24 protein-coding genes and 1 riboswitch are annotated in these 24,265 nt (G+C 29.9%); of the genes, 23 read left to right on the forward strand and 1 reads right to left on the reverse strand.

The genetic code is table 11. The annotated features are described in order from the left end of the window. Position 1 precedes the first annotated feature (1 nt). Complete coding sequence (locus tag INR60_RS12175; protein WP_194191812.1) at positions 2–1,300, forward strand: ABC transporter permease; 1,299 nt, start codon at positions 2–4, stop codon at positions 1,298–1,300. A gap of 8 nt (positions 1,301–1,308) precedes the next feature. Continuing rightward, positions 1,309–1,965: an ABC transporter ATP-binding protein gene (locus INR60_RS12180; protein WP_476578650.1), complete on the forward strand. Its 657-nt coding sequence runs from the start codon at positions 1,309–1,311 to the stop codon at positions 1,963–1,965. Between the two features lie 15 nt (positions 1,966–1,980). On the opposite strand, the gene INR60_RS12185 is transcribed toward INR60_RS12180, so the two are convergent. Then, positions 1,981–2,298 (reverse strand): HNH endonuclease, encoded by a 318-nt coding sequence (locus INR60_RS12185; RefSeq protein WP_238480445.1) that lies wholly within the window; start codon positions 2,296–2,298, stop codon positions 1,981–1,983. A 199-nt stretch (positions 2,299–2,497) separates the two neighbouring features. Between INR60_RS12185 and INR60_RS12190 the strand changes: the two genes are divergently transcribed. From INR60_RS12190 to INR60_RS12290, 21 genes are all read left to right on the forward strand, one after another. Continuing rightward, positions 2,498–3,976: a 4Fe-4S dicluster domain-containing protein gene (locus tag INR60_RS12190; RefSeq protein ID WP_194191815.1), complete on the forward strand. Its 1,479-nt coding sequence runs from the start codon at positions 2,498–2,500 to the stop codon at positions 3,974–3,976. A gap of 11 nt (positions 3,977–3,987) precedes the next feature. Continuing rightward, positions 3,988–4,491 (forward strand): hypothetical protein, encoded by a 504-nt coding sequence (locus INR60_RS12195; protein ID WP_194191816.1) that lies wholly within the window; start codon positions 3,988–3,990, stop codon positions 4,489–4,491. A gap of 51 nt (positions 4,492–4,542) precedes the next feature. Beyond that, positions 4,543–5,259, forward strand: coding sequence for an O-antigen ligase family protein (locus tag INR60_RS12200; RefSeq protein WP_194191817.1), 717 nt, complete (start codon positions 4,543–4,545; stop codon positions 5,257–5,259). Positions 5,260–5,445: 186 nt separating this feature from the next. Next, positions 5,446–5,730 (forward strand): co-chaperone GroES, encoded by a 285-nt coding sequence (gene groES, locus INR60_RS12205; protein WP_194191818.1) that lies wholly within the window; start codon positions 5,446–5,448, stop codon positions 5,728–5,730. A gap of 12 nt (positions 5,731–5,742) precedes the next feature. Then, positions 5,743–7,365 carry a chaperonin GroEL gene (groL, locus tag INR60_RS12210; protein ID WP_194191819.1) on the forward strand — a complete coding sequence of 541 codons (1,623 nt, stop codon included), beginning with the start codon at positions 5,743–5,745 and terminating at the stop codon, positions 7,363–7,365. 281 nt (positions 7,366–7,646) lie between these two features. Next, positions 7,647–9,329 (forward strand): GspE/PulE family protein, encoded by a 1,683-nt coding sequence (locus INR60_RS12215; protein ID WP_194191820.1) that lies wholly within the window; start codon positions 7,647–7,649, stop codon positions 9,327–9,329. A 23-nt stretch (positions 9,330–9,352) separates the two neighbouring features. Then, complete coding sequence (locus tag INR60_RS12220) at positions 9,353–10,564, forward strand: type II secretion system F family protein (RefSeq protein WP_194191821.1); 1,212 nt, start codon at positions 9,353–9,355, stop codon at positions 10,562–10,564. A gap of 3 nt (positions 10,565–10,567) precedes the next feature. Continuing rightward, positions 10,568–10,966 carry a type II secretion system protein gene (locus INR60_RS12225; protein WP_194191822.1) on the forward strand — a complete coding sequence of 133 codons (399 nt, stop codon included), beginning with the start codon at positions 10,568–10,570 and terminating at the stop codon, positions 10,964–10,966. 27 nt (positions 10,967–10,993) lie between these two features. Beyond that, on the forward strand, positions 10,994–11,419 hold the full coding sequence (locus INR60_RS17570; protein WP_194191823.1) for a type II secretion system protein: 426 nt from the start codon (positions 10,994–10,996) through the stop codon (positions 11,417–11,419). 56 nt (positions 11,420–11,475) lie between these two features. After that, entirely contained in the window at positions 11,476–12,240 is a 765-nt protein-coding gene (locus INR60_RS12235) for a prepilin peptidase (protein ID WP_194191824.1), read from the forward strand. Positions 12,241–12,258: 18 nt separating this feature from the next. Then, the gene (pilM, locus tag INR60_RS12240) at positions 12,259–13,263 is read left to right on the forward strand and encodes a pilus assembly protein PilM (protein ID WP_194191825.1); all 1,005 of its coding nucleotides are present in this window, start codon (positions 12,259–12,261) and stop codon (positions 13,261–13,263) included. A gap of 6 nt (positions 13,264–13,269) precedes the next feature. After that, entirely contained in the window at positions 13,270–13,857 is a 588-nt protein-coding gene (locus INR60_RS12245; RefSeq protein ID WP_194191826.1) for a PilN domain-containing protein, read from the forward strand. Continuing rightward, positions 13,832–14,503, forward strand: coding sequence for a hypothetical protein (locus tag INR60_RS12250; RefSeq protein ID WP_194191827.1), 672 nt, complete (start codon positions 13,832–13,834; stop codon positions 14,501–14,503). Before INR60_RS12245 ends, INR60_RS12250 begins: the two co-directional genes overlap by 26 nt. Before the next feature lie 27 nt (positions 14,504–14,530). Continuing rightward, on the forward strand, positions 14,531–15,079 hold the full coding sequence (locus INR60_RS12255; RefSeq protein WP_194191828.1) for a type II secretion system protein: 549 nt from the start codon (positions 14,531–14,533) through the stop codon (positions 15,077–15,079). A 13-nt stretch (positions 15,080–15,092) separates the two neighbouring features. Beyond that, positions 15,093–15,572, forward strand: coding sequence for a prepilin-type N-terminal cleavage/methylation domain-containing protein (locus tag INR60_RS12260; protein ID WP_194191829.1), 480 nt, complete (start codon positions 15,093–15,095; stop codon positions 15,570–15,572). A gap of 51 nt (positions 15,573–15,623) precedes the next feature. Continuing rightward, positions 15,624–16,706: a hypothetical protein gene (locus INR60_RS12265; protein WP_194191830.1), complete on the forward strand. Its 1,083-nt coding sequence runs from the start codon at positions 15,624–15,626 to the stop codon at positions 16,704–16,706. A 53-nt stretch (positions 16,707–16,759) separates the two neighbouring features. Continuing rightward, positions 16,760–17,824 (forward strand): hypothetical protein, encoded by a 1,065-nt coding sequence (locus INR60_RS12270; RefSeq protein WP_194191831.1) that lies wholly within the window; start codon positions 16,760–16,762, stop codon positions 17,822–17,824. Positions 17,825–17,892: 68 nt separating this feature from the next. Next, positions 17,893–17,990: riboswitch (purine riboswitch) on the forward strand. Between the two features lie 158 nt (positions 17,991–18,148). Further along, on the forward strand, positions 18,149–19,603 hold the full coding sequence (guaB, locus tag INR60_RS12275) for an IMP dehydrogenase (RefSeq protein WP_194191832.1): 1,455 nt from the start codon (positions 18,149–18,151) through the stop codon (positions 19,601–19,603). Between the two features lie 102 nt (positions 19,604–19,705). Further along, positions 19,706–21,238 carry a glutamine-hydrolyzing GMP synthase gene (guaA, locus tag INR60_RS12280; protein ID WP_194191833.1) on the forward strand — a complete coding sequence of 511 codons (1,533 nt, stop codon included), beginning with the start codon at positions 19,706–19,708 and terminating at the stop codon, positions 21,236–21,238. Positions 21,239–21,356: 118 nt separating this feature from the next. Then, the gene (locus INR60_RS12285) at positions 21,357–22,472 is read left to right on the forward strand and encodes a sigma-70 family RNA polymerase sigma factor (RefSeq protein ID WP_194191834.1); all 1,116 of its coding nucleotides are present in this window, start codon (positions 21,357–21,359) and stop codon (positions 22,470–22,472) included. Between the two features lie 138 nt (positions 22,473–22,610). Further along, entirely contained in the window at positions 22,611–24,227 is a 1,617-nt protein-coding gene (locus INR60_RS12290) for an immunoglobulin-like domain-containing protein (protein WP_194191835.1), read from the forward strand. Positions 24,228–24,265: the final 38 nt, after the last annotated feature.

Raw genomic sequence — 24,265 nt, forward strand, 5'->3', positions numbered from 1 at the left:
AATGTATAATGCTTTAAAGTCAATTAAATCTAAAAAGTTTATTATATTTCTTATGGTAGTTCAGTTTGCATACGGTATAACTATCTTAAATGAAATTTATGGATTAGTTAATATAGCAAAGGATAAAAAAGCAAATTTTGAAAAAGTTGTACCTAGTTATAATTCTTATATATTAGGAGTTAAAGGTGGACCTGATATTTATAATTATTATGGTGAACTTGAAAATATGTATAGCAAAATACTTAAGGAGACAGAGAATTCAAGATATATAAATAAAATATATATAGCCCACCCATCTCTTGTTTATAGAGAAAATTATTGGGACGAAGAGATAGGTATGAAGTACGAATCAATAAATCCGTTAGGTATAGATGTATCTGATATAATAATAGATAGGAATTTTTATGAAAAATATGATTTTAAAGTTGTTAAAGGAAGAACTTTAAAAGAGAGCGATTTTGATAAAGATTATAAAAAAGAAAATATACCTATACTTTTAGGAAATGAATATATAGAAAAGATTGATATAGGTCAAGTGCTTGAAAGAAGTAATGTAGCTTGGGTTGATAGAAAGAATTTGAAGGATATAGAAAAAGCTTTAAAAATGGAAAATGTGAAATTTGAGGTTGTTGGGATTTTAGAAAAAAATCCAATTCCTATCCCAACAGAATCTATAAGCAGTATTTCATCAACAGTGTTCTATTCAAATGCAATTTCTGTAATACCATCTGTTAAAGGCTATATGAGTTATAATGCAGGAGAAGGGCTTGGAGGAACAGGCGTATATATTGAAGCTAAGGTTGGTGCAACGGACTCAAATATACAAAAAGAAATAGAGAAAATCATAAATAAGTATCTAAAAGAAAATAAAATTTCAGCTTCATTATCAGTTGAGTTAATAAAAATTGATAAAGCAGGGATAGAGTTAGGATTAGATAAAAATATAAATAATGCTAAAATGCTTGGTGGAGTTATGGTATTACTAAGTTTACTAGGTATAACAATTACTATGGTTGGAGATGTCAAAAAACGTAGGAAAGAGTTTGGAATAAAGATATCTCAAGGTGCTAGTCTTAAAGATTTATGCCTAGAGATTATGTTTGAAATAGGGATACTTATAAGTATCGCGATTATAATATCTTGGGCATTTATAATAAGCAGATATGGAATAGAAGCTATCACAGTGAAAACAGCACAAAATAGTATTTTAGTAATAGTTATATCATCGATAATAACTTCATTACTACCGATATATGAAATGAAAAATTTAGAAGTTAAAGATCTTTTAAGGGGTAAATAATTATGAGTATTATAAACATTAAAGGCGTTAATAAAATTTATGGGAAAGATATATATGAAACTTATGCTTTAAAAAATATTGATTTAAAAGTAGAGAGTGGAGATATGATTGCTATTATGGGAACTTCAGGTTCTGGAAAATCAACTTTACTTAATATAATTGGTATGATAGATAAAGCTACTAAGGGAGAGTATAAGCTTCTTGGTAAAGAGGTTAAAAATCTAAATATAAGAGAAGTACCTAAACTTAGAAATAAAACTATAGGTTTTATATTTCAGGAATTTAATTTACTTAATAATCAAGACATAGTATATAACACTATGATTCCATTACTATATTCAAACAATAAGAAGAAAATGAAAGAAAGATGTATAGAAGCTTTAAATAGCGTAGGCTTATCAAAGCATTTGCATAAAACCCCTAATGAATTATCAGGAGGGCAAAAGCAAAGAGTTGCTATAGCAAGAGCCATTGTAAATAAACCAACAATAATCTTAGCAGATGAACCTACAGGAGCCTTAGATAAAAAAACAAGTGAAGAGATTTTAAATATATTCCAAAATCTAAATAATGAAGGACAAACTATAATAATAGTAACTCATGACATAGATGTAGCTAATAGATGTAAAAGAATAATAAATATAGTTGACGGAGAAATTAAATAAAAATCGGGTAGGAAACTACCCGATTTTTTTTCTTCTCTTTTTGATATTTATTTCTTTATCAGCTGGTACTGTATATAAAAACTTTAAGTATCTTTGAACCGAAGGGTGTGATTTTAATCTTTTAATAGTAAATAATCTTGCAGATAACTCTCTGTTATTAAATAAAGCATGTACCTGTCTGTGGCAAGTTTTACACATATGAGCAGTTTTAAACTCTTTTCCCCCTTTTTCTTTAGGGATAAGGTGATGCTTTGTAATTTCGTTAACTTCTCTTTCGCATAGCTCGCAAATATGAGTTATGTTTTCTTTAAATGTATTATTTATTGAAATCACCTCACAAATCATATCTATACTATTATTATAATATAATTTTATGCTTTAGTTAACTTCCAAATACTACAAATACTAAAAAGAGATTCATAAAATACGCTATTGGTATTTTATGAAATTATAGAATATAAAAATTAATCATTATGATTCAATACAAAATATGGTAAAATTTATAATATAATCAATTTGTTTTGGAGGTAGTATGTTTCATTTTGAAACTCAATTGAGTAAATTAAAGCATGAAGTTCTAGCAGAAGTTGCTAGGTTATCTAAAGATGGAGACCTCACTAAAGAAGAAATAGAAGGAATACCTTATAAGATAATTACAGGGGATAAACCTATTTATAGATGTTGTATCTACAAAGAAAGGGCGATAGTTTTAGAGAGGGCTAAACTTGCAGGAGGATTTATGTCTAACGGTGATGTAGTAGATTGTGAACTTATAGATATAAGTCCTGATGAGCAGATTATTTATATTATTGAAGCAGCTTGCGATAGGTGCCCTATAAATAGGTATTCAGTTACAGATTCTTGTAGAAACTGTATAGCGCACAGATGCAAGGAAGCTTGTAATTTCGGAGCTATTTCAATTGTGAATGGACGAGCTTATATTAATCAAGAGATATGCAAAGAATGCGGAATGTGTAAAAAAGCATGCCCTTATGATGCAATTTCAGAAGTTATGAGACCTTGTAAGAGAGCTTGTCCGACTGGTGCATTAGATATAGGGATTGAAGATAGGAGAGCTGTTATTAAAAGTGACTTGTGTGTAAATTGTGGAGGATGTATGAAAGCTTGTCCTTTTGGTGCAATATCAGATAAGAGTTTTATAGTGCCGGTTTCTAAGATACTATCTAAAAAAGAAGAAGTCTATGCAATAGTAGCGCCAGCTATAACAGGTCAGTTTGGAAACAAAGTAACTTACGGGCAAATAAAAAATGCTATAAAAAAACTAGGGTTTAAAGATATGGTAGAAGCTGCTTGTGGAGCAGATTTAGTTACAAAGGCTGAGTGTAGTGAATTTAAAGAAAGAATGGAAAACGGTGAAAAGTATATGACAAACTCTTGCTGTAGAGCTTTTGTTGAGTATGTGGAAAAGAAATATAACACAGAAAAAGATAAGATATCAAATACAGTTTCACCTATGATAGCTACAGGAAAAGTATTAAAACATAAGTATAAGGAATGTAAAACAGTATTTATAGGACCCTGTACAGCTAAAAAAAGTGAAGGAATAAAGTTTGGGAAAGACTCTATAGATTACGTTATAACTTTTGAAGAGTTATTTGCACTTTTAGATGCATTTGAGATAGATATAGAATCATTAGAAGACGATATAGTAGAAGATGGGACTATATTTGGAAGAAACTTTGGAATGAGCGGAGGGGTGTCTACAGCTATAGAGAATTATATAAAAGAAAATAATTTAGAGATAGATTTTACTCCAGTTAAGGTATCTGGTGGGATAGAACTTAAGAAAACTTTAGCTATGGCTAAGTTAGGAAAGCTTAATGGAAACTTTATTGAAGGAATGATGTGTGAAGGCGGTTGTATTAATGGAGCCGGAGTTATAGTTCCAAGTAATAGAGCTAAAGCTTCTTTTATAAAGTTAAATAAAGTAAATTCTAAAGAAAACGCACTAGAAGTAGAGGGTATAGACTTAGAAAAAGAGAAAGATTAAGGGGAAATTAAGTGGGTGTATTAGGATTAAAAAATAGTGGCGAGAGAAAAGAATTAACAGTAGAACAGATGATAAACTTCTTTTTATATACGTTAATATATTTATTACCCTTTATATATAGCCCTTTTGGAAGTGAGAGCTATTACTTTCCTAAAGCTATATTTCTTTGGATAATAAGTTTAATAATATTAATATTATTACTTAAAGATAGAAAGGTAAAATTAGATACTATAACAAAGATAATTATAATCTTTTTAGGACTTATAGTTATATCAACTATATTTTCTATGGATTTAACTAAATCAATAGTAGGGGGAAGAAGAAGGTATGAAGGGTTACTTAGCTTTATATCTTATGGGGTATTATTTATAGCAGCTAAAAATTACTTGAAGATAACTAAGAGAAGTATAAATATAATGATGATACTAGGTGCAATAATGTCTATCTACGGAGTTTTTCAATTTTACGGGATAGACCCTATTCCTAGAGATTATTTTCATAGTACTTTAATTTAGTGTTACGGGTTTATAGGACACAGAAATTTTTTTAGTAGTTATCTTTTAATATTGCTTGGAATATCTATAAGTGTATTTATTTTTTATGATGTAAAAAAATATCTTTTATATTCTTTAATATTTTTCGCAGCCTTAGTTGGAACTATGACTAGAGGAGGATGGTTAAGTTTAGCGGCATTTTGCTTTATAGGTTTATTTTTTATCCTTAAAAGGAAAAATGCCTTAAAGAGGGCTATAATTATAGTTATATCCTTCATGTGTATATTTTTTGCTATGAATTACTTTAAAGGTGGAGAGATAAAAGATAGATTTGAAACTATAAAAGATGATATTAGTGATGTTACGCATAGTTCTGGATCTGGAAGGGTTGCAATTTATGAAGCTTCTACTTATATTATAAAATCAAAACCGTTACTTGGAACTGGACCTTCAAACTTTTGGGAAGGAATAAAAGAATTTGCACCTAGTTCTGGATTTTGGTGGAACGAGCAACCAAACGTAATAGTAGATAAGGCTCATAATGAATACTTAAACATTGCATCAACTACAGGAATTCCATCCTTAGTTGCATATATTTTGTTAGTTATATTAATACTAAAAAAGGTATTTGAAAATAAAGATGACGATAAATTTAAAGTTTTATTAATAGTTATTTTAGGGTATTTGATACAAGCTTTATTTAATATAAGTGTTGTTAGCGTTGCTCCTATATTTTGGATAATTTTAGGGGTATCATCTAACCCTAAAATTATTAAAGAAATAAAATAAGAGGTAATAAGATTAAGAAATTTAGAGTAATATAGAAATATATTGCTCTAATCTATTGTAATTAGAAATATTATTTAAAAATTTCAAGAAAAAAAGTTTGAAATAAATAAATATTAAATATATCATAATATTAGAGTTTAGCACTCTAAGAGTAAGAGTGCTAATAAAAATAAAGGAGGGGTACTTATGAATATTAAACCTTTAGGTGACAGAGTTGTTATTAAAAAATTAGAAGCAGAAGAAAAAACTAAAAGTGGAATAGTGCTTACAGGAACTGCAAAAGAGAGACCGCAAGAAGCTGAGGTTGTTGCAGTTGGCCCTGGTGCTATAGTTGATGGCAAAAGAATAGAGATGGAAGTTAAAGTTTCAGATAAAGTATTATATTCTAAATACGCAGGAACTGAAGTTAAATATGATGGAGAAGAATATATAATATTAAAGCAAGAAGATATACTTGCAATAGTTTATTAGGAGGTATTTTTTATGGCTAAGATGATTAAATTCGGTGAAGAGTCTAGAAGAGCTATGCAAATAGGTGTAGATAAATTAGCAGATACAGTAAAAGTTACACTTGGACCAAAGGGAAGAAATGTTTTACTTGAGAAAAAGTTTGGAGCACCTCTTATCACTAACGATGGTGTATCAATAGCAAGAGAAATAGAACTTGAAGATCCTTACGAAAATATGGGAGCTCAATTAGTAAAAGAAGTTGCAACTAAAACTAACGACGTTGCAGGTGATGGTACTACTACAGCAACTCTTTTAGCTCAAGCTATAATAAGAGAAGGGCTTAAAAACGTAACAGCAGGAGCTAATCCTATGCTTATAAGAACAGGTATAAATATGGCTGTAGAAGAGGCTGTTAAAAAGATAAAAGAAATATCTAAACCTGTTAATGGGAAAGAAGATATAGCTAGAGTTGCAGCTATTTCAGCGGCAGATGAAAGCGTAGGTAAACTTATAGCTGATGCTATGGAAAAAGTAGGTAATGAAGGAGTTATAACTGTAGAAGAATCAAGGTCTATGGGAACTGAACTTGATGTAGTTGAAGGTATGCAATTTGATAGAGGATATGTATCACCTTATATGGTTACAGATACAGAAAAGATGGAAGCTATTTTAGATAATCCTTTAATACTTATTACAGATAAAAAAATCAATAGCATTCAAGAAATCTTACCTGTACTTGAGCAAATAGTTCAAGCTGGTAAAAAACTTTTAATTATAGCTGACGATATAGAAGGAGAAGCTATGGCTACTCTAGTAGTTAACAAATTAAGAGGAACATTTAACTGCGTTGCTGTTAAAGCCCCAGGTTTTGGAGATAGAAGAAAAGAAATGCTTCAAGATATAGCGATTCTTACTGGAGGTAGTGTAATTTCAGAAGAATTAGGTTATGACTTAAAAGACGTAACTTTAGAGATGCTTGGAACTTCAGAAAGCGTAAAAATCACTAAAGATAACACTACTATTATAAACGGTAAAGGTGATAGTGAAGAAATAAAAGCTAGAGTAAGCTTAATTAAAAATCAATTAGAAGAAAGTACTTCAGAATTCGACAAAGAAAAGCTTCAAGAAAGACTTGCAAAACTTGCAGGTGGAGTTGCTGTAGTTAAAGTAGGTGCAGCCACTGAAACAGAACTTAAAGAAAGAAAGTTAAGAATAGAAGATGCTTTAGCTGCAACAAAAGCTGCTGTAGAAGAAGGTATAGTTCCAGGCGGTGGAACAGCTTACGTTACAGTTTTAAATGATGTATCAAAATTAACATCAGATATATACGAAGTTAAAGTTGGTATTGATATAATTATTAAAGCACTTGAAGAACCTATGAGACAAATTGCAACAAACTCAGGAGTTGAGGCTTCTGTAATAATAGATAGAGTTAGAAATAGTGAAATAGGAATAGGATACGATGCTTTAAGAAATCAATATGTAAATATGATTAAACAAGGTATAGTAGACCCAACTAAAGTTACAAGATCTGCCCTTCAAAATGCAGCATCAGTTTCTGCTACATTCTTAACAACAGAAGCTGCAGTTGTTGATATAAAAGAAAAAAATGCAGCTATGCCAGAGCCTGGAATGGGTATGGATGGAATGTATTAATTAAAAAAATAAAAAAATTTTTATTAAAAAGCTTAGCAAATTTTTTGCTAAGCTTTATTTTTTTTAAAGCTTTCATTAAATAATATAGAAAAAAGCTAATTTATAGTTAAATAAAAGGGTTAATAAAAAGAAAAGTTTATTAACGGTATATGTATATTATAAAAATAAAATAAAAAGTAAAAATATTGTCATATTATATAATAAATACATAAAAGGAAAAACTTTTCAAATAATCAGATGTATTATATAATAACGGTATAGAAAAATGGCAGGTGTGAGGTATGAAAAAGAAAAGGTTAGGGGATATACTAGTTGAATCTGGAAAAATTTCTCACGAAGTTTTAATGGATTCTTTAAAAAAACAAGCTATGACTGGAAAGAGGCTTGGTGAAATATTAGTCGAAACTGGGGTTGTAAAAGAAGAAGATATTTTAAAAGTTTTAGAATTACAACTAGGTATAAAAAGAGTAAGTTTAGAATTCGAAGAAGTTCAAATTGAAGCTATTAGAAGGGTTCCTGAAAGGCTTTCTAGAAAGCATTCTATTATGCCAGTAGAGATAAGAGGAAACAACATAGTTATAGTTACATCAGACCCTTTTAATCTTATGGCAGATGAAGATATAAGGCTTGCATCAGGTATGAATTTAATAAAAGTTTTAGATACTAAAGATTCTATTTTAGATAGTATAAATAAATATTATTCTAAGCAGATGGCAGAAAAGGTTGCAAGTGAATTAGGGGCGGAGGCTAAAGCTTTTGATAAAACTGTAAAAAAGGAAGAAGTCTTAGAGGAAGCTTCAAGTGACGCACCAGTTGTTAAACTTGTTGATACTATAATAACTAATGCAGTTAGGATGGGGGCAAGTGATATACATATCGAGCCTTTCGAAAAAGATATAAGAGTTAGAGTAAGGGTTGATGGTGAACTTCAAAATATACTAACAGTTCCTAAAGAATCACAATCTACTTTAACTACAAGAATTAAGATTTTATCTAATATGAATATAGCTGAAAAGAGAGTTCCGCAAGACGGAAGAATACTAAAGGTTATAGATAATAAAAAAATAGATTTTAGGGTATCTTCTCTTCCAACAGTTAACGGAGAAAAGGTAGTTATAAGAATACTTTCAACTTCTATGGGAGTTATGACTAAAGAAAATTTAGGGATGAGAAAAGACGATATGGAAAAGCTAGTTAAAATAATGCAAAATCCATACGGAATAATCCTAGTAACAGGACCTACAGGGAGTGGTAAATCTACCACACTTTACACAATACTTAGCGAATTAAATACTATAGACAAGAATATAATTACAGTAGAGGACCCGGTTGAATTTATGGTTGAGGGAATTAATCAGGTAAACGTAAACACTAAAGCTGGGATGACATTTGCATCAGGTCTTAGATCAATACTTAGACAAGACCCAGATATTATAATGCTTGGGGAGATTAGAGATAGTGAAACAGCAGAGATTTCTATAAGGGCTGCAATCACAGGACACGTAGTTTTAAGTACTCTTCACACAAACGATGCACCGTCTACTATAGCGAGGCTTTCAGATATGGGAATAGAGCCATACTTAGTTGCAACATCAGTTACAGGAGTAGTAGCACAAAGGCTAGTTAGAAAGGTTTGTACTCATTGTAGTGAAAAGTATGAAGCTAATGACTTTGAAAAGAGAGTCTTAGGAATAGATAGCTTTGAAAGAGTTTACTTAAGCAAAGGAGAGGGTTGCCCTTTATGTAATGGGACAGGCTATAAAGGGAGAATTGGGATTTATGAAATAATGGAAGTTTCAAGAGCTATGAGAGAAGCTGTTACATTAGGTGAAACAGCAGATAAGATTAAAGATATAGCTATAAATGAAGGTATGAAAACTTTAAATAAAGCTTGCAGAGAACACGTAATAGAAGGTGTTACTACTATAGATGAGCTTATGAGGGTTGCATACTTAAGAGAGTAGAGTATGGGAGGAGTTGATATAAAGTGCCAGTTTATAGTTACCAAGCAAGGAATATTCAAGGAACTATTATAAACGGAACTTTAGATGCACAAACGAGAGAAGAAGTAGTAAATAGCCTTAGGCAAAGAGATTATTTTCCTTTGAAAATTGAAGTAGATAAAAAGGAAAGAGATATAAATATAGATTTGTTTAATAAGGTTACTTTAAAGGACTTATCGCTATTTTGTAGGCAGTTTGCCTTTGTTATACAATCAGGAACGCCTATGCTAAGAGCGGTAGAATTATCTATGCAACAAACTGAGAAAAAGAAGATGAAAGAAATCTTAGGAAGAGTTCACGAAAAGATTCAAAGAGGTAGAAGTTTTTCGGATTCTTTAAGGTTTGAAGAAGATATTCCAGATCTTATGATAAATATGATTGAAGCTGGTGAAGCTTCAGGAAAATTAGATTATATAATGAATGAACTCTCAGAGTATTATAAAAAGCAATATAAACAAAAGCAAAAGGTAGCACAATCTACCCTTTATCCTAAAATAGTAATAGTTTTTGCGACTGTTATAGTAGGGTTTTTATTAGTTTATGTAGTGCCGGATTTTGCAAATAACTTAGCAGCAGCTGGAGGAGAGTTACCTATCTTTACAAAGCTTTTAATTTCTTTTGGAAATTTAGTTTCAAAGATTTGGTTATTAATTTTAGCGGCACTTGCAGGATTATATGGATTTAAGAAACTAGTTTTAGATAAAGATTTAAATTACAGAATTAATAGTGGGAAAAGAAGTTTAAGTGGAAGGATGTTTGGAAGTATAAATAGGCAATTAGTTGCAGGGAGATTTGCAAATACTTTTGCAGTTCTTACTTCTTCAGGGGTAAGTGTATTAAGTGCAGTAGAGATAACCTCTAAAGTACTTGAAAATGCTTATATAGAAACTAAACTAGAAAAAGCAAAAGAGGATATTAAAAAGGGTCACCCAATAGGAAAAACTATAGAAGACCTTAATATTTTCCCAGTTATGCTTACTCAAATGATAACAGTAGGTGAAGAAACTGGAGCTTTAGAAGATATTTTAATAAAAACTTCAGAGTATTATGACGGGGAAGTGGAAGCAGCTATAGAAAAGCTAGTTACTTTAATAGAGCCTATATTAATTATGGTTCTTGCAGTAATAGTTCTATTTATAGTAGCAGCATTACTTTTACCTATGTTTAATATGATGGATGCTATAAATGGGATGTAGTATATGAATAAGATAAAGAAAACTAGGGGTTTTACACTTTTAGAATTAGTAGCTGTTATAGCTATTATATTAGTTCTAGTAAGTATATTTATGCCAAAGATTCAAGGGTATTTTTTAGAAGCTAAAAAAGTATTAGTTATAGATCAAGCTAGAAAGATAAGGATGTCAGTTGTTACTTTTGAAGAAAGTAATAGTAAAGAGTTTAAAGACATTTCTGTATCAGGATTTAATAAAAATACAGTCGGAGCAGTTAAAAATTATTATGGGACAAGCAAACTATTAGAAGGCCAAGAGATTGAAAAACTTTCAGATGATATAAGTTTAGATATAATTTATGAAATTGTTGAAAATAGACGGGATTTTAAAGTTAACTCTTCAGGTGAGTTTGTAGAGTTAATTTAAAATAAATAAATTTTTGGAGGTATAATAATGGTTAAGTTAATCAGAAAGGGAAAGAAAAAGAAAGGATTTACACTAATTGAATTAGTAGCAGTAGTTGCAATTATAGGAATACTTGCAGCAATTTTAGTACCAAAGATAACAGGATATATGCAAGAGGCAAAGAAAACAAAAGTAATAGATCAAGCAAGAAAAGTGTTACTTGCAGTAGAAACATATAATATGAAAAATGATACTGCTTTTGCTGGAACAACTGTAAAGAACTCTGTTGATAATGCAAGTATAAGAGAATTTATACAGCCTGGAGCGGCTGATGGAGCAGCTGTAATGGGCAGTACATTAGATAAGCTTACAGATGGTATGACAATTGTTCAATGTAAACAAATTGTTGAAGAGAGAAAAGATTTTAAATTAGGGACTGATGATAAGTTTTCAGCGATGATAGCAACAACTTAATAAATAAAGCTCCTTTAAGGAATTAAAGGAGCTTTTTAAAAAAGAAAGGGATAGATATGGAGTTAATTTTAGGAGTTATAATTTTTTGTTTTGGATGTATTATAGGTAGCTTTTTAAATGTTTGCATTTTTAGGATTCCAAAGGAAGAATCTATTGCATTTCCACCTTCACATTGCGGGTATTGTAAGCATAAGTTAGGTCCTAAAGATTTAGTTCCTATATTTAGCTTTTTATTTTTAAAAGGGAAATGCAGATATTGTAATACGAAGGTATCAAAACAATATCCTTTAGTAGAAGCTTTTACGGGGGTATTATTTTTAGTTTTATTTATTAAATTTGGACTTAGTTTAGAGTTTTTAAAGTTTATTTCTTTAACAGCAATTTTGATTGTTATAGGGATTATAGATTATAAGACTCAATATGTTTATACAAGTAACATAATACTTGGAGTTATATTTGGAGTTTTATTTATTATAATAAAACTTTTTATAGGAGGAGATATAAACCTTATAAATATAGCTTTAGGGGTTATAATTCCAGCGCTTATTCTTTTGATTATAGTTGTTACAACTAACGCTATGGGTATGGGAGATGTAGAAATTATATTTATGGTAGGGTTTTTCTTAAATATGAAGTTAAACTTACTTAATTTATTTTTATCTATAGTACTTGGAGGGATAGCAGCTATTTATCTTATGATAAGTAAAAAGAAAAGTGGAAAAGAAGAAATGGCGTTTGGTCCATACATAGCTATAAGTACCTACATTACTATATTGTTTGGAAATGATATTTTAAACTGGTATTTTGGCACGTTTTTTTAATGTAAAGGGGTGGGAGTAATGTTTGAGAAGGACTTAGTGGCTATAGATATTAATGAAGAAAGAATAGCTATTTTAGTAGGGCAGAAATATAAAATTTTAGACGGTATTATCTTAGAGACACCGAGTGAAGCTTATAGTGAAGATAAAATTTTTAGCGTAGAAAAGCTTACAGAAGTTATTAAGCCTTTTATAGAGAAAAAGGCTAAGGTTAATGATTGTATGTTTGTAGTTCGTGGAAGTGATATTGTATCTAGACATGTAACTATGCCTATGGCAAAAGAAGAGGCGATGAGAGATTCAGTAGAATTTGAACTTAAACAATTCGTAGGTGATAGGATTGAGGAATTTTATTTTGATTATGAAGTCATTCACTACGATAAAAATGAAAATAACGGTAATGCAAATGTTTTAATAGTTGCAGTTTTAAAAGAGAAAATTGATGCTTACATAGATTTGGGAAGAGCTCTTAAATTAAATGTTAAAGCTATAGATATATATGCAAATGCCTGTGCTAGAGTATTTAGGAATCTTAAAAATAATTTTAATAAAAAGATTAAATCATCAGGAGTTTTATGTATAGACGGGCATTCAAATTCAATGATTATAACAGAGTGGAATAAGCTTAATATTGAAAAATATCAAAGCTATGGGTTATATCAATCTACAGATAAATATATAAATAATCTTATAGAGTATAAAGAATATTTAGAATCAATAGATCTTATAGAGGTTCGTGAAGAAGAAGAAAAGTATGATAGATTTTTTAAATCATTAGTAGATCAATACAATTCTCTTATTCAGTTTTACACATCAGGTAAAGTAAAAAAGAATCTAGATAGGATATACGTTTTAGGAAGCTCAACTATGATTAATGGTGTAGAGCAGTTTTTAGAAGTTAGTTTTAATACTAAAGTTTCAGCCCTTCCAAGCTTTAATGATTTGAAATCTAGTGTCAAAGCACCTAAAAAAATCAATTTAAAAGACTATTTTTATGCTTATGGGTTGCTTTTAAGAAAGGAGTAATGTGATATGAGAGAACTTAATTTAGTACCACATACCTATAGTAACCAAAAGAAGCTTATAGATAGAAAAAAACATGTAGCTTTAAGTATAGCTTTAGCTTTAGTAGTAGTGGTTGCGTCTGGTGGATATATTTTTGGTAAAGAGGCACTTCTTAAGATAAAGAGAAATAATCTACAAGAGCAAGTAGACTCTAATAAAGAGCTAGTAGTTAAAAACGAAGCGTTAGTAAGAGATATAAATCTTACTAAGCAGCATATAGAAAAAGCAAAACAATTATCTGTTTTAAAAGGTAAAGATACAGATGGACTTATAGTAGAACTTTCTTCTTTATTCCCAAGTGGAGTTAAGATATCCAATATAACTTTTGCAAAGAGTGGTAATTTAGAGGCTGAAGGCTTAAGTGGAAGTTTAAATTTAACTTGTGAAGCTAAGAGCAAATCAGATGTTTCTCACCTTTGGGCTAACTTAAGAGAAAGTGATAAGTTTAGTAATTCACATATAAGTGGTCTAACAGGAACAGATAAAGTTACATTTAACTTGAAAATAAATACAAAAGGAGTGAATAATGATGTTAAAGCTGAAGACAAGCAGTAGAGAACTAACTAAAAGTGAAAAGATTATTCTAGCTTGTGCAGGGATTTTAGGAACTGTCTTTTTAATAAATACATTCATATTGACTCCTTTAAATAAGAAATTAAAGCCATTAGAAGAGGATATAAAACGTCTTGAAGCTCAAGCAGAAGGACTTCAGACTATAAGTTTAGATATAGCAAAAAATGAAAAAGAATTAACTGATTTAAAAGGAAAGTATGAGGAAGCTTCAAAAACGATTCCTAAAACTGATAGGTATCCAGAAGTCATTGTAGAACTTGAGGATATGGCAATCCAAAGTAAAGTTAAAATTTATAATAGTTCATTTGGTGAAGTGTCAGTAGTTGGAGAAACTAAAGATGAAGAGGAAGAAAAACAAAAGAATGATGATGAAGTTAATACTGAAATTAGTCCAATTAGCGGGTTATCTACATTTACAGTAAACTTAACATTGAATGGTAAATTCAATGATCTTATGGCATTTGTTGATAAATTAGAAAATGATAATAGAATCTTAGAGGTTCAGAATTTTACAAGTAGTAAAGAATATTCAACGTTAGGAATAGTATATTATATTGCAGGTTCTAACGAAAAAGAAGATTATGACTTTAATAATGGAAGCTATGGTAAAGGTAATTTATTTGAATAACCTTCTAGTAATTTTTGGGGGTAAGCTATGAAATATAAGAAAAAGCAAGGCTTTACATTAATCGAAATGATTGCAGGGCTAACTGTATTTATTATAGTTAGTGCAGCTATAATGAGTCTTATACTTACTACCTTTTCATATAATTCATTAAATAAGAAAACCTTTGATTCAAACAGTATGTCAAAAGTTTTTTATGAGGTAGTTAGAGGTAACAGACCAGGGGGAACGCCTTATTTAACGAAGGGTATATATAATGCGCCAGGGGCAAATTATTATATAGCATTTGATAACGAAGAGGAGTTAACTAAAGCTGTTAAAGAAAAGATTTTAAAAGAAGAAGTAATAAAGACAGGAGCACCTCAAGATACATTTACCATAGGAGATTGTTCAGACTCAGATGATTTTAATTCATTAAAAAACAAGGTAGAGGCAATGGATAATTCTTATTTAATGAAGCTTAATATAGTAAATAATCAAAACGAAAAGGTATATGAATTTACTACTACAGTTTGGAGTGTATCAAAAGGAGAGAATAGTTCTGTCCAAAGGAAATCACTTATTTCTACAGTAAGTTAGAGAGGTGAAAATTTTGAAAGTTAAGAAAAAAGGTTTTACTTTAATAGAACTTATAGCAGTTATGTTTATAGGAACTATACTTGGAAGTTTAATAATTTCTCTATACCTTTCATCAAATAGGATGCTAGTTACATCTAGTACTGAGAGTATTCTTCAAGATGAAGGCAGAATAGTTTTAGATGCTATAGAAAATGATTTAAAGGTAGCAAAAAAAGAGACGATTAAAAAGTTACCTAGCGGGGATTTTGGAGTTACATTTCAAGATAGCAGCGGGAATATATTTTCATACGTAGCTGATTTAAGTAATAAGAAATTATCTAAAACTAAAGATAATCCAGGAGTAGAGATAGCAACGCCTACTTCAAATTTAGAAGCGTTTGAATTAAGTAAAGTAGATAATCAGTATAAATTGAAAATAAAACTTAAAAAAGGTGAAGTAGAAGAAGAATTTATATCTATGATTACACCGAGAAACAGTCAGGGAAGTCTTTAAGATACCAAAGATGCTTTAAAAATAAATAAAGCTATTTGGAGTTGTGATTAAATGAAGTATAAGAAGAAGCAAGGATCGAGTTTAGTTTTAGTAATAGGAATAGTAGCAATTGTAGTAGTGCTTTCTGGAATAGTTTCACAAGCAATATTAAGCACAACAAGGTTAAATCAAACGACAAAAGACTCAGAAGATTTAATTTATGCTGCAGAGTCGGGGATAGAAATTGGTGTTTCTAGAATAATAAAAAATAAAAAAATAAATTCAAATTGGGAACCTATAAATGAAAATGATAAAAAGATAATAGTAAGTGAATCTGAATTTAATAGTAATTCAATAAGTATTTATGCAGAAATAGAAATGTTAAAAGATAGTAATGGAAACATAAAACAAAACCATTATTTAATAGAAAGTACAGGAACTAATAGTGATGGAAAATCTAAAACTGTTAAAGCAACCTTTGGTCAAAATTATGGAAGTGAAAGTATATTTAAAAATGTTTTATGCGCTGATACTGTAACTATGAGTGGAGGATCTATAAATGCAGATCCAAGCCCTATAAATATACGAGATAAGGATAATATAACAGGTGGAACAGTTGGAAAAACTGTAACTAACTATGCATTTACTTTACCGGATTTTACATTTGAAAAAATGAAGGATACAGATAAAAATGCTGTAGTTAAAAATGCAAGTGAGATGTTAGCTTATCTTAATAGCAAAATAGGACAAGGGGTAGTGAAAATAGAGCTAGATTTAAGCCACCCTTACTCGGGTAAATATCCTGTTTATTTAGTAAATTCAGATACTATAAACTTTAAATTTAAGGATGCAACAAGCCAAGGTGAAATGTTTATAGTAATGTCAAATGGAGACATAAATTTTGAGTTTGAAAATAGTGGCGCAATAAATTTATCAAGGGCTAGTATAATAGGTAAAAGTCTAAATTTAGGGTCAAATGGTGCAATAACTTTTAACTTTGCACCAGAAGGTCCTAACGATAATCATCCTTTAAAGGAAAGCGATATAAGGAAACTTAATTTAGAGATAGCAAAGCATGCTAGTAATTGGGAAAATAACAGTGATGCTGGAGGAAGTGGTACTGATTATTGGGGTACTATAGAATATGAATATTAAAATTAGGGCTTAGTATTTACTAAGCCCTAAATTAAAAGTAATGGGGTGGATTAATGAGGAAGAAGAGAGGTAGTTCTTTATTATTAGTTTTAGGAATAACATTTATTTTAATAACAGTAGGGGGAATAGTTACAACATCTGTTATGCATACAACAGGTCAACATAATAATGTTAAAGTAGAGAGTGACTTAACTTATGCTGCTGAAAGTGGAATAGAAAGTGCTTATTCAAGAATAAAAAGTGGGGCAATAACTTTAAAAAATGGTGACCCAAAGGAAGAATATGAAATCAATGATATATTTAATAATGAAAATATTGAGGTAAAAATTGAAGTAAGCAGAAATGATGATAAATATTTAGTAGAAAGCGAAGCTACTAAAGGGACTAAAAAAAGTAAGGTAAAAGGGACTTTAAGTGTAAATAAAAACTTTGTAGCTGGGGATAATAGTGTATTTAAATATGTTTTATGTACTAAAAAAGCAGATATAGAGTGTGGTGGAGGATTAGATGGTGTAGTTACTCTTTGGAATGTTAGAGATGTAGACAACAGTAAATTTATCCAAAATGCATATGCTACTCCGTCAAATGTAACTGTAAATATGGCTAAAGAAGATTTTGTAGAACCTAATTTTACTTTCGAGAAGAGAGGTACATTAGAGATTAACAAAATTAGTGATTTAGATAGTTATGCAGATGCAAGTAAGAAACTAGGCGTTAGAAAAATTACTAAAAAGGGGATAAATATATACTTAATTAATTTAAAAGATGATAGTTCATTTTTAAAAATTAAGAGTAGCCCATTGATGATATTAAATACAGTAATAATAACAAATGGCAAAATTAAGGTTGGTAATGATGATTTTGGAATGACTAGTGCGCCAGGACTAACATTATCAAGTTCAACTATCCTTGCTGAAGAAATAGATATGAAAATTTCAACTTTTCACTCAGTTTATAGATTGATAGATAATGATGTTTCGGCGAATGATATTCTTACTGATAATGATATAGTACAAATAAATAATGAATTAGATGGGTTTATAAATAACTGGAATAGTAATACTGGAAGCTCAGATAAAGAAGATATAATTATCGGAGATGTAGAATATATAGAATAAAAATTGCAATTTTGCCTTCAAAGTTATTGACTTTGAAAAATATCTAATTTATAATTAGTTTAATTTAATGATGGATGCACATCGAAACTCGTATATCCCCTGAATACGGCAGGGAGTATCTACCGGGAACCATAAATTTCCGACTATGAGTGAATTTGATATACAGGACAAGTCCTATTTTTTAATAGGACTAGATTTTGCATATTAACTTCACTTATGAGGTTAGTGTGCTTTTTTTATACAAAAAATTAGGTTAAAATTGCAATTATTCTTGCAAAATAAAAATTCTATGCAAGAAATATATTCAAATAGGGAGGATCTACAATGGCAAAAATTTTAAAGCAAGCTTATACTTTTGACGATATGTTATTAGTACCAAACAAATCAGAGATATTACCTCACGAGGTTTCATTAAAAACAAAGTTAACAAAAACAATAACTTTAAACATACCACTATTAAGTGCAAGTATGGACACAGTAACTGAATCAAAAATGGCTATAGCTATGGCTAGAGAAGGTGGAATCGGAATAGTCCACAAAAACATGAGCATAGAAGCACAAGCTAAAGAAGTTGATAAAGTTAAAAGACAAGAAAATGGAGTAATAACTGATCCGATATTCTTAACACCTGATGACACTTTAGAAGATGCAGAAGAATTAATGGGTCAATACAGAATTTCAGGAGTTCCAATAACAGTTGACGGAAAACTAGTTGGAATCTTAACTAATAGAGACGTAACTTTTGAAACAGACTATACTCAAAAGATTCAAGATGTTATGACTAAAGAAAATCTAATAACAGCTCCAGAAGGCACTTCAATAGATGAAGCAAAAGAGATTTTAAGAAAGCATAAAATAGAAAAATTACCATTAGTAGATAGCGAAGGAAATTTAAAAGGGCTAATAACTATAAAAGATATAGAAAAAGCTAGAATTTTCCCAAATGCAGCAAAAGACTCAAAAGGTAGATTACTTTGCGGTGCAGCAGTAGGGGTTACAGGCGATATGATGGAAAGAGTTGATGCTCTTTACAAAGCTAAAGTTGATGTAATCACTATAGATACAGCACACGGTCACTCAAGAGGAGTTCTTGAAGCTGTTAAAAAAGTAAAAGATAAATACCCTGATTTACAAATTATAGCTGGTAACGTAGCAACTCCAGAAGCAGTTGAAGATTTAATAAAAGCTGGAGCAGATTGCGTTAAAGTTGGTATAGGACCTGGATCTATCTGTACAACTAGAGTTGTAGCAGGAGTTGGAGTCCCTCAACTAACAGCAGTAATGGATTGTGCAGAAGCTGGTAAAAAACACGGAGTTCCTGTAATTGCTGATGGAGGAATCAAATATTCAGGAGATATAGTTAAAGCTTTAGCAGCTGGTGCTTGCGCAGCTATGATGGGATCATTATTTGCAGGTTGCGAAGAGTCACCAGGAGAAATCGAAATGTATCAAGGAAGAAGCTACAAAGTTTATAGAGGAATGGGTTCTTTAGGTGCTATGGCAGCTGGTTCTAAGGATAGATACTTCCAAAGTGGAAATAAGAAATTAGTTCCTGAAGGAGTAGAAGGAAGAATACCATTTAAGGGTTCTGTAACTGATACTATATTCCAAATACTTGGTGGATTAAAATCAGGTATGGGATATTTAGGATCTAAAGATTTAGATACATTATACGAAACAGCAACTTTTGTAATTCAAACATCAGCAGGATTTAGAGAAAGTCATCCTCACGATATAAATATAACAAAAGAAGCACCGAACTATAGCGTAACTCATTAATAAAATATTCGGAATTTGAAGATTTATAATGAAAAATATGTTATAATCATCTAGTAATATTGACGAAAAACATAAAATAAACGAAAAATCTAGGAGGAAGCCATGAAAAAAGATTTAGTTTTAATAGTTGATTTTGGTGGACAATACAATCAGCTTATAGCAAGAAGAGTAAGAGAGTGTGGAGTTTATTGTGAAATTATTTCATATAAACGTACTATAGAAGAAATTAAAGAAAAAAATCCTAAAGGAATAATATTCACAGGAGGACCAAATAGCGTTTACGGTGAAGATTCTCCAAAAGTATCAGAAGAAATATTTGAATTAGGTGTTCCAGTACTTGGAATATGCTATGGGGACCAATTAATGGCTCACACTTTAGGAGGAAAAGTTTCTACAGCTCCAGTTAGAGAGTACGGAAAGACTTCTATAAACCTTGATAATACTTCAAAACTATTTAAAGGAATAAAAGAAGAAGACATTTGCTGGATGAGTCACACTGACTACATTTCAGATGCTCCAAAAGGATTCAAAATCATAGCTCACACAGAAGTGTGTCCAATAGCAGCTATGGAAAACGAAGAAAGAAACCTTTACGGGGTTCAATTCCACCCAGAAGTTGAACATACACCATTTGGTCAAAAAATGCTTCAAAACTTCTTATATGAAATATGTAACTTAGGTAAATCATGGACTATGGCTTCATTTGCTGAAGATAAAATAAAAGAAATAAAAGAATTAGTTGGAGATAGAAAAGTTTTATGTGCTTTATCAGGTGGAGTTGATTCATCAGTTGCAGCTATGATAGTTCATAAAGCTATAGGACACAACTTAACTTGTATCTTTGTAGACCACGGTTTACTTAGAAAAGACGAAGGGGATACTGTTGAGAGAGTATTCAAAAAAGAATTTGATATGAATATCATAAGAGTAAATGCTGAGGATAGATTCCTTGGAAAACTTAAAGGTGTTTCAGACCCTGAAACTAAGAGAAAAATAATCGGAGAAGAATTTATAAGAGTATTCGAAGAAGAAGCTAAAAAAGTTGGAGAAATAGACTACTTAGTACAAGGAACTATTTACCCTGACATAGTTGAAAGTGGAACTGAAACTTCAGCTGTTATAAAATCTCACCACAACGTAGGTGGACTTCCAGAAGATATGGAATTTGATTTAATAGAACCTTTAAGAGAATTATTTAAAGATGAGGTTAGAGCTGTAGGTGAAGAGCTTGGAATCCCTCATAAATTAGTATGGAGACAGCCTTTCCCAGGTCCAGGACTTGCAATAAGAGTTCTAGGAGACATAACTGAAGAAAAGCTTGAAATCGTAAGAGAAGCAGATGCAATCTTTAGAGAAGAAATAGCAAACGCTAACTTAGATGAAGCTATATGGCAATACTTTGCTTGTCTTCCAAACATAAAATCAGTTGGAGTTATGGGAGATGAAAGAACTTACTGTCACACAATAGCTTTAAGAGCTGTTACTTCAAGTGATGCTATGACTTCAGAGTGGGCTAGAATCCCTTACGAGTTATTAGATTTAGTAAGTAGAAGAATTGTAAATGAAGTTAAAGGAGTAAACAGAATTGTTTATGATATAACTTCTAAGCCACCAGCAACTATTGAGTGGGAATAAAATAAAAGATTATAAAAAATCTATGATATATTTAAAATATATCATAGATTTTTTTTTGCTTAATTACTAACTATTTTTACTATATATGGTACAATGATTTAGAAATTAAGGAGGTTATATGGATTTAGATAGTAGATTGATTAGTTTTAAAAATGGTAATTTAGATGAATTTGAAGAAATATATAATTCTTATTATAAAAGAATATATTTTTTATGTTTTAAGATTTTAAAAAATGAACATGATAGCATAGATGCAACACAAGAAGTTTTTATTCAGGTTTATAAGTCTATAGATACATTAAAAGATATAAGTAAATTCAATTTTTGGATAAATAAAATAGCGATTTCAAAATGTAGTAATATTATAAAAAAGAATAAAAATATAGTGCTAGATGGGGAACGTTTAGATAAGCAAACAGATTATGCAGATGAAGAGAATCCAGAATTAATAGTTTGTGTGGATGAGAATAGGAAAATAATATTAGGAATGATTAATAAGCTTCCAGTAAAGAAAAGGACTGTAGTTCTTTTATATTACTATAGTGAATTAAAGATAGAGGAAATCTCACGTATTATAAAATGTCCTATAGGAACTGTTAAGAGTAGGCTAAATAGTGCTAAAAAAGAACTTAAAATATATTATGATGAATATAAAAGTAACAATAAATTGTATGGAATATCACTACCAGCATTATTACTATTACTTAAGTATAATAGTAAAGATATAATTAATATTTCCGGTGAAAATCAAGTACATGAAATAAAAGAAAAGATAGAATATAATAAGAATAGTTTGGGTAATGGAAAGTTTATTGAGGTGTTAAAGGAAATTGATATATATAAAGTGTTAGGAATAATTTTAATATCAGTTATGCCATCAATGATTGCTTATAATTTTATACAAAATAATATAAGAGAAAAAACAGTAATTGATGAAAAATATAATTACTCAGAAAAAAATATTAAAAAAGAATCAGAAATGATAAGCAAAGAGGAAACTTTAAATAAAGCACCTAAAATAATAGGGGCAAATAACATTAAAGTTAAGTTGGGAGACACCTTTGATAAGCAGAAGGATGTTTACGTCAAAGATCAAAATAATGATATTAATATTACTAGTATAAATGGATATGTTGATACTAATAAAGTTGGAAATTATACAATAAATTATACGGCAGAAGATTATAAGGGAAATAAAACAGCAATAAATAGAATAATAACTGTAGAGAAATAGCAAAAAAAGGTTCATAAAAATGAACCTTTTTTTATTTTCATACGTCTATACTATATAAAATATATTTTTACAAATAATATACATGAAAGTATAATGAATATTATTTAATAATGTATATCACAATAGGAGAGAAGGCGAATGAAAAAGAAAAAAATAATATCAGTTATAATATTAATCTTAATTAGCACAACAATAATGGAACCTGTAATGGTATATTCTTATGAAAAAAACATGGAATATAAGGATATAGCAAAAGTAAGTAAAAACTCATGGATAGAAGAGGAAATGGATAATAATGAAGCTTTTATTAGAGCTATAGAAGAGGCAACAAATAAAAAGAGGAGTGAGATTACCAAAAAAGATCTAGAGAAAATAGTTAAGTTAACTGGATCAGGAGCGAGTGAAATACCTAGAAAAATTGATGATATAGTAAATCTTGTTGAACTAGACTTTGCAGGTGGAAAGATTGAATCAGTACCTGAGAGTATTAGAAATTTAAAAAAATTGAAAAAGATTAATTTAAATCAGAATAACCTTCAAGAGTTTCCAAATGCTGTTCTAGATTTACCTAATTTAAGAGATTTACATATAAATAAGGGAAACATAAAAGAAATTCCAGTTGAAATAGAAAAACTAAAAAATACGCTAGTGAGATTTGATATAAGATTTCAGAATTTGGTTGAGATACCTAATGTTTTGCTAGAAGCAGATAATTGGATAGCGGCTTCAAAAGAAACTCATGGAAAAGGATTAATACTAGATATTACAGACAACCAAATTTCACAACCATATAATAATGAGGTTAATATACCATTTTCAATGGGAGGAAATTTACTTGGGGAAAGTAAATATGAAAAACCTTCTTATGGAATAAAACAAGATCAATTAATATATATAGGAGACGAAATAGAAGTTCCTATAGGAACAGATGTAAGAAATATTGAAATTGATACAAAAAATTTAGGGCTTTCTTCGGGCAAAGATTTGTTTAAGGGTCATACTTTTGAGGTCGGTGTAGATGGAAAATCGGACTATAATAGCTTATTTGTAGATGGTATAGCAAAAGTTAAGGGTAAAACAAATATTTTTATTAAAACTACTCAATCTAGTGCAGATAATATGAAAGCAAGAGCAGTGGTACCAGTAGAAGTAGTTAGTTATAGTAAACCGATAATAAACGGTGTAAATAATTTAAATATAATAGAAGGAAATGAATTTGATCCTATGTATGGAGTAACGGCAGAAGATGCAGAGGATGGAGATTTAACAAAAGATATAAAAGTAAGTGGTGAAGTCAATACTAAGAAACCGGGAAGCTACGAAATAATATACGAAGTAACAGACTCAGACGGTAACAAGACTACAGTTAAAAGAAGAGTTAAAGTAATACAAAAACTAGTTCAAATAAATAATGCACCTATAATATATGCAAAGTATAAAGTATTAAAGTTAGGTGATAAATTTAATGAAATGGATGGAGTTACAGCTTTTGACAGAGAAGATGGTGATATAACTAAAAATATAAAAGTTATAGAAAATACGGTAGATACAAGTAAGGCGGGAAAATATAAAATTGTTTATGAAGTTAGTGATTCTAAAGGGGTTAAAACTATTAAAGAAGTAAGTATTGTAATAAAGGATAATGATTATATAAATAATAATAAGCTACCTAAAACAGGATATTCATCATTAATGGTACTACTTGGAACAATAACAACAGGATTAGGAATAGTATTTTTAAGTAAGAAAAAGTAACTTATAAATAAAAATATTATAATTAATCAAATTTTTAA

The sequence above is a fragment of the Clostridium chrysemydis genome (assembly GCF_015234215.1).
GTDB lineage: Bacteria > Bacillota > Clostridia > Clostridiales > Clostridiaceae > Clostridium > Clostridium chrysemydis.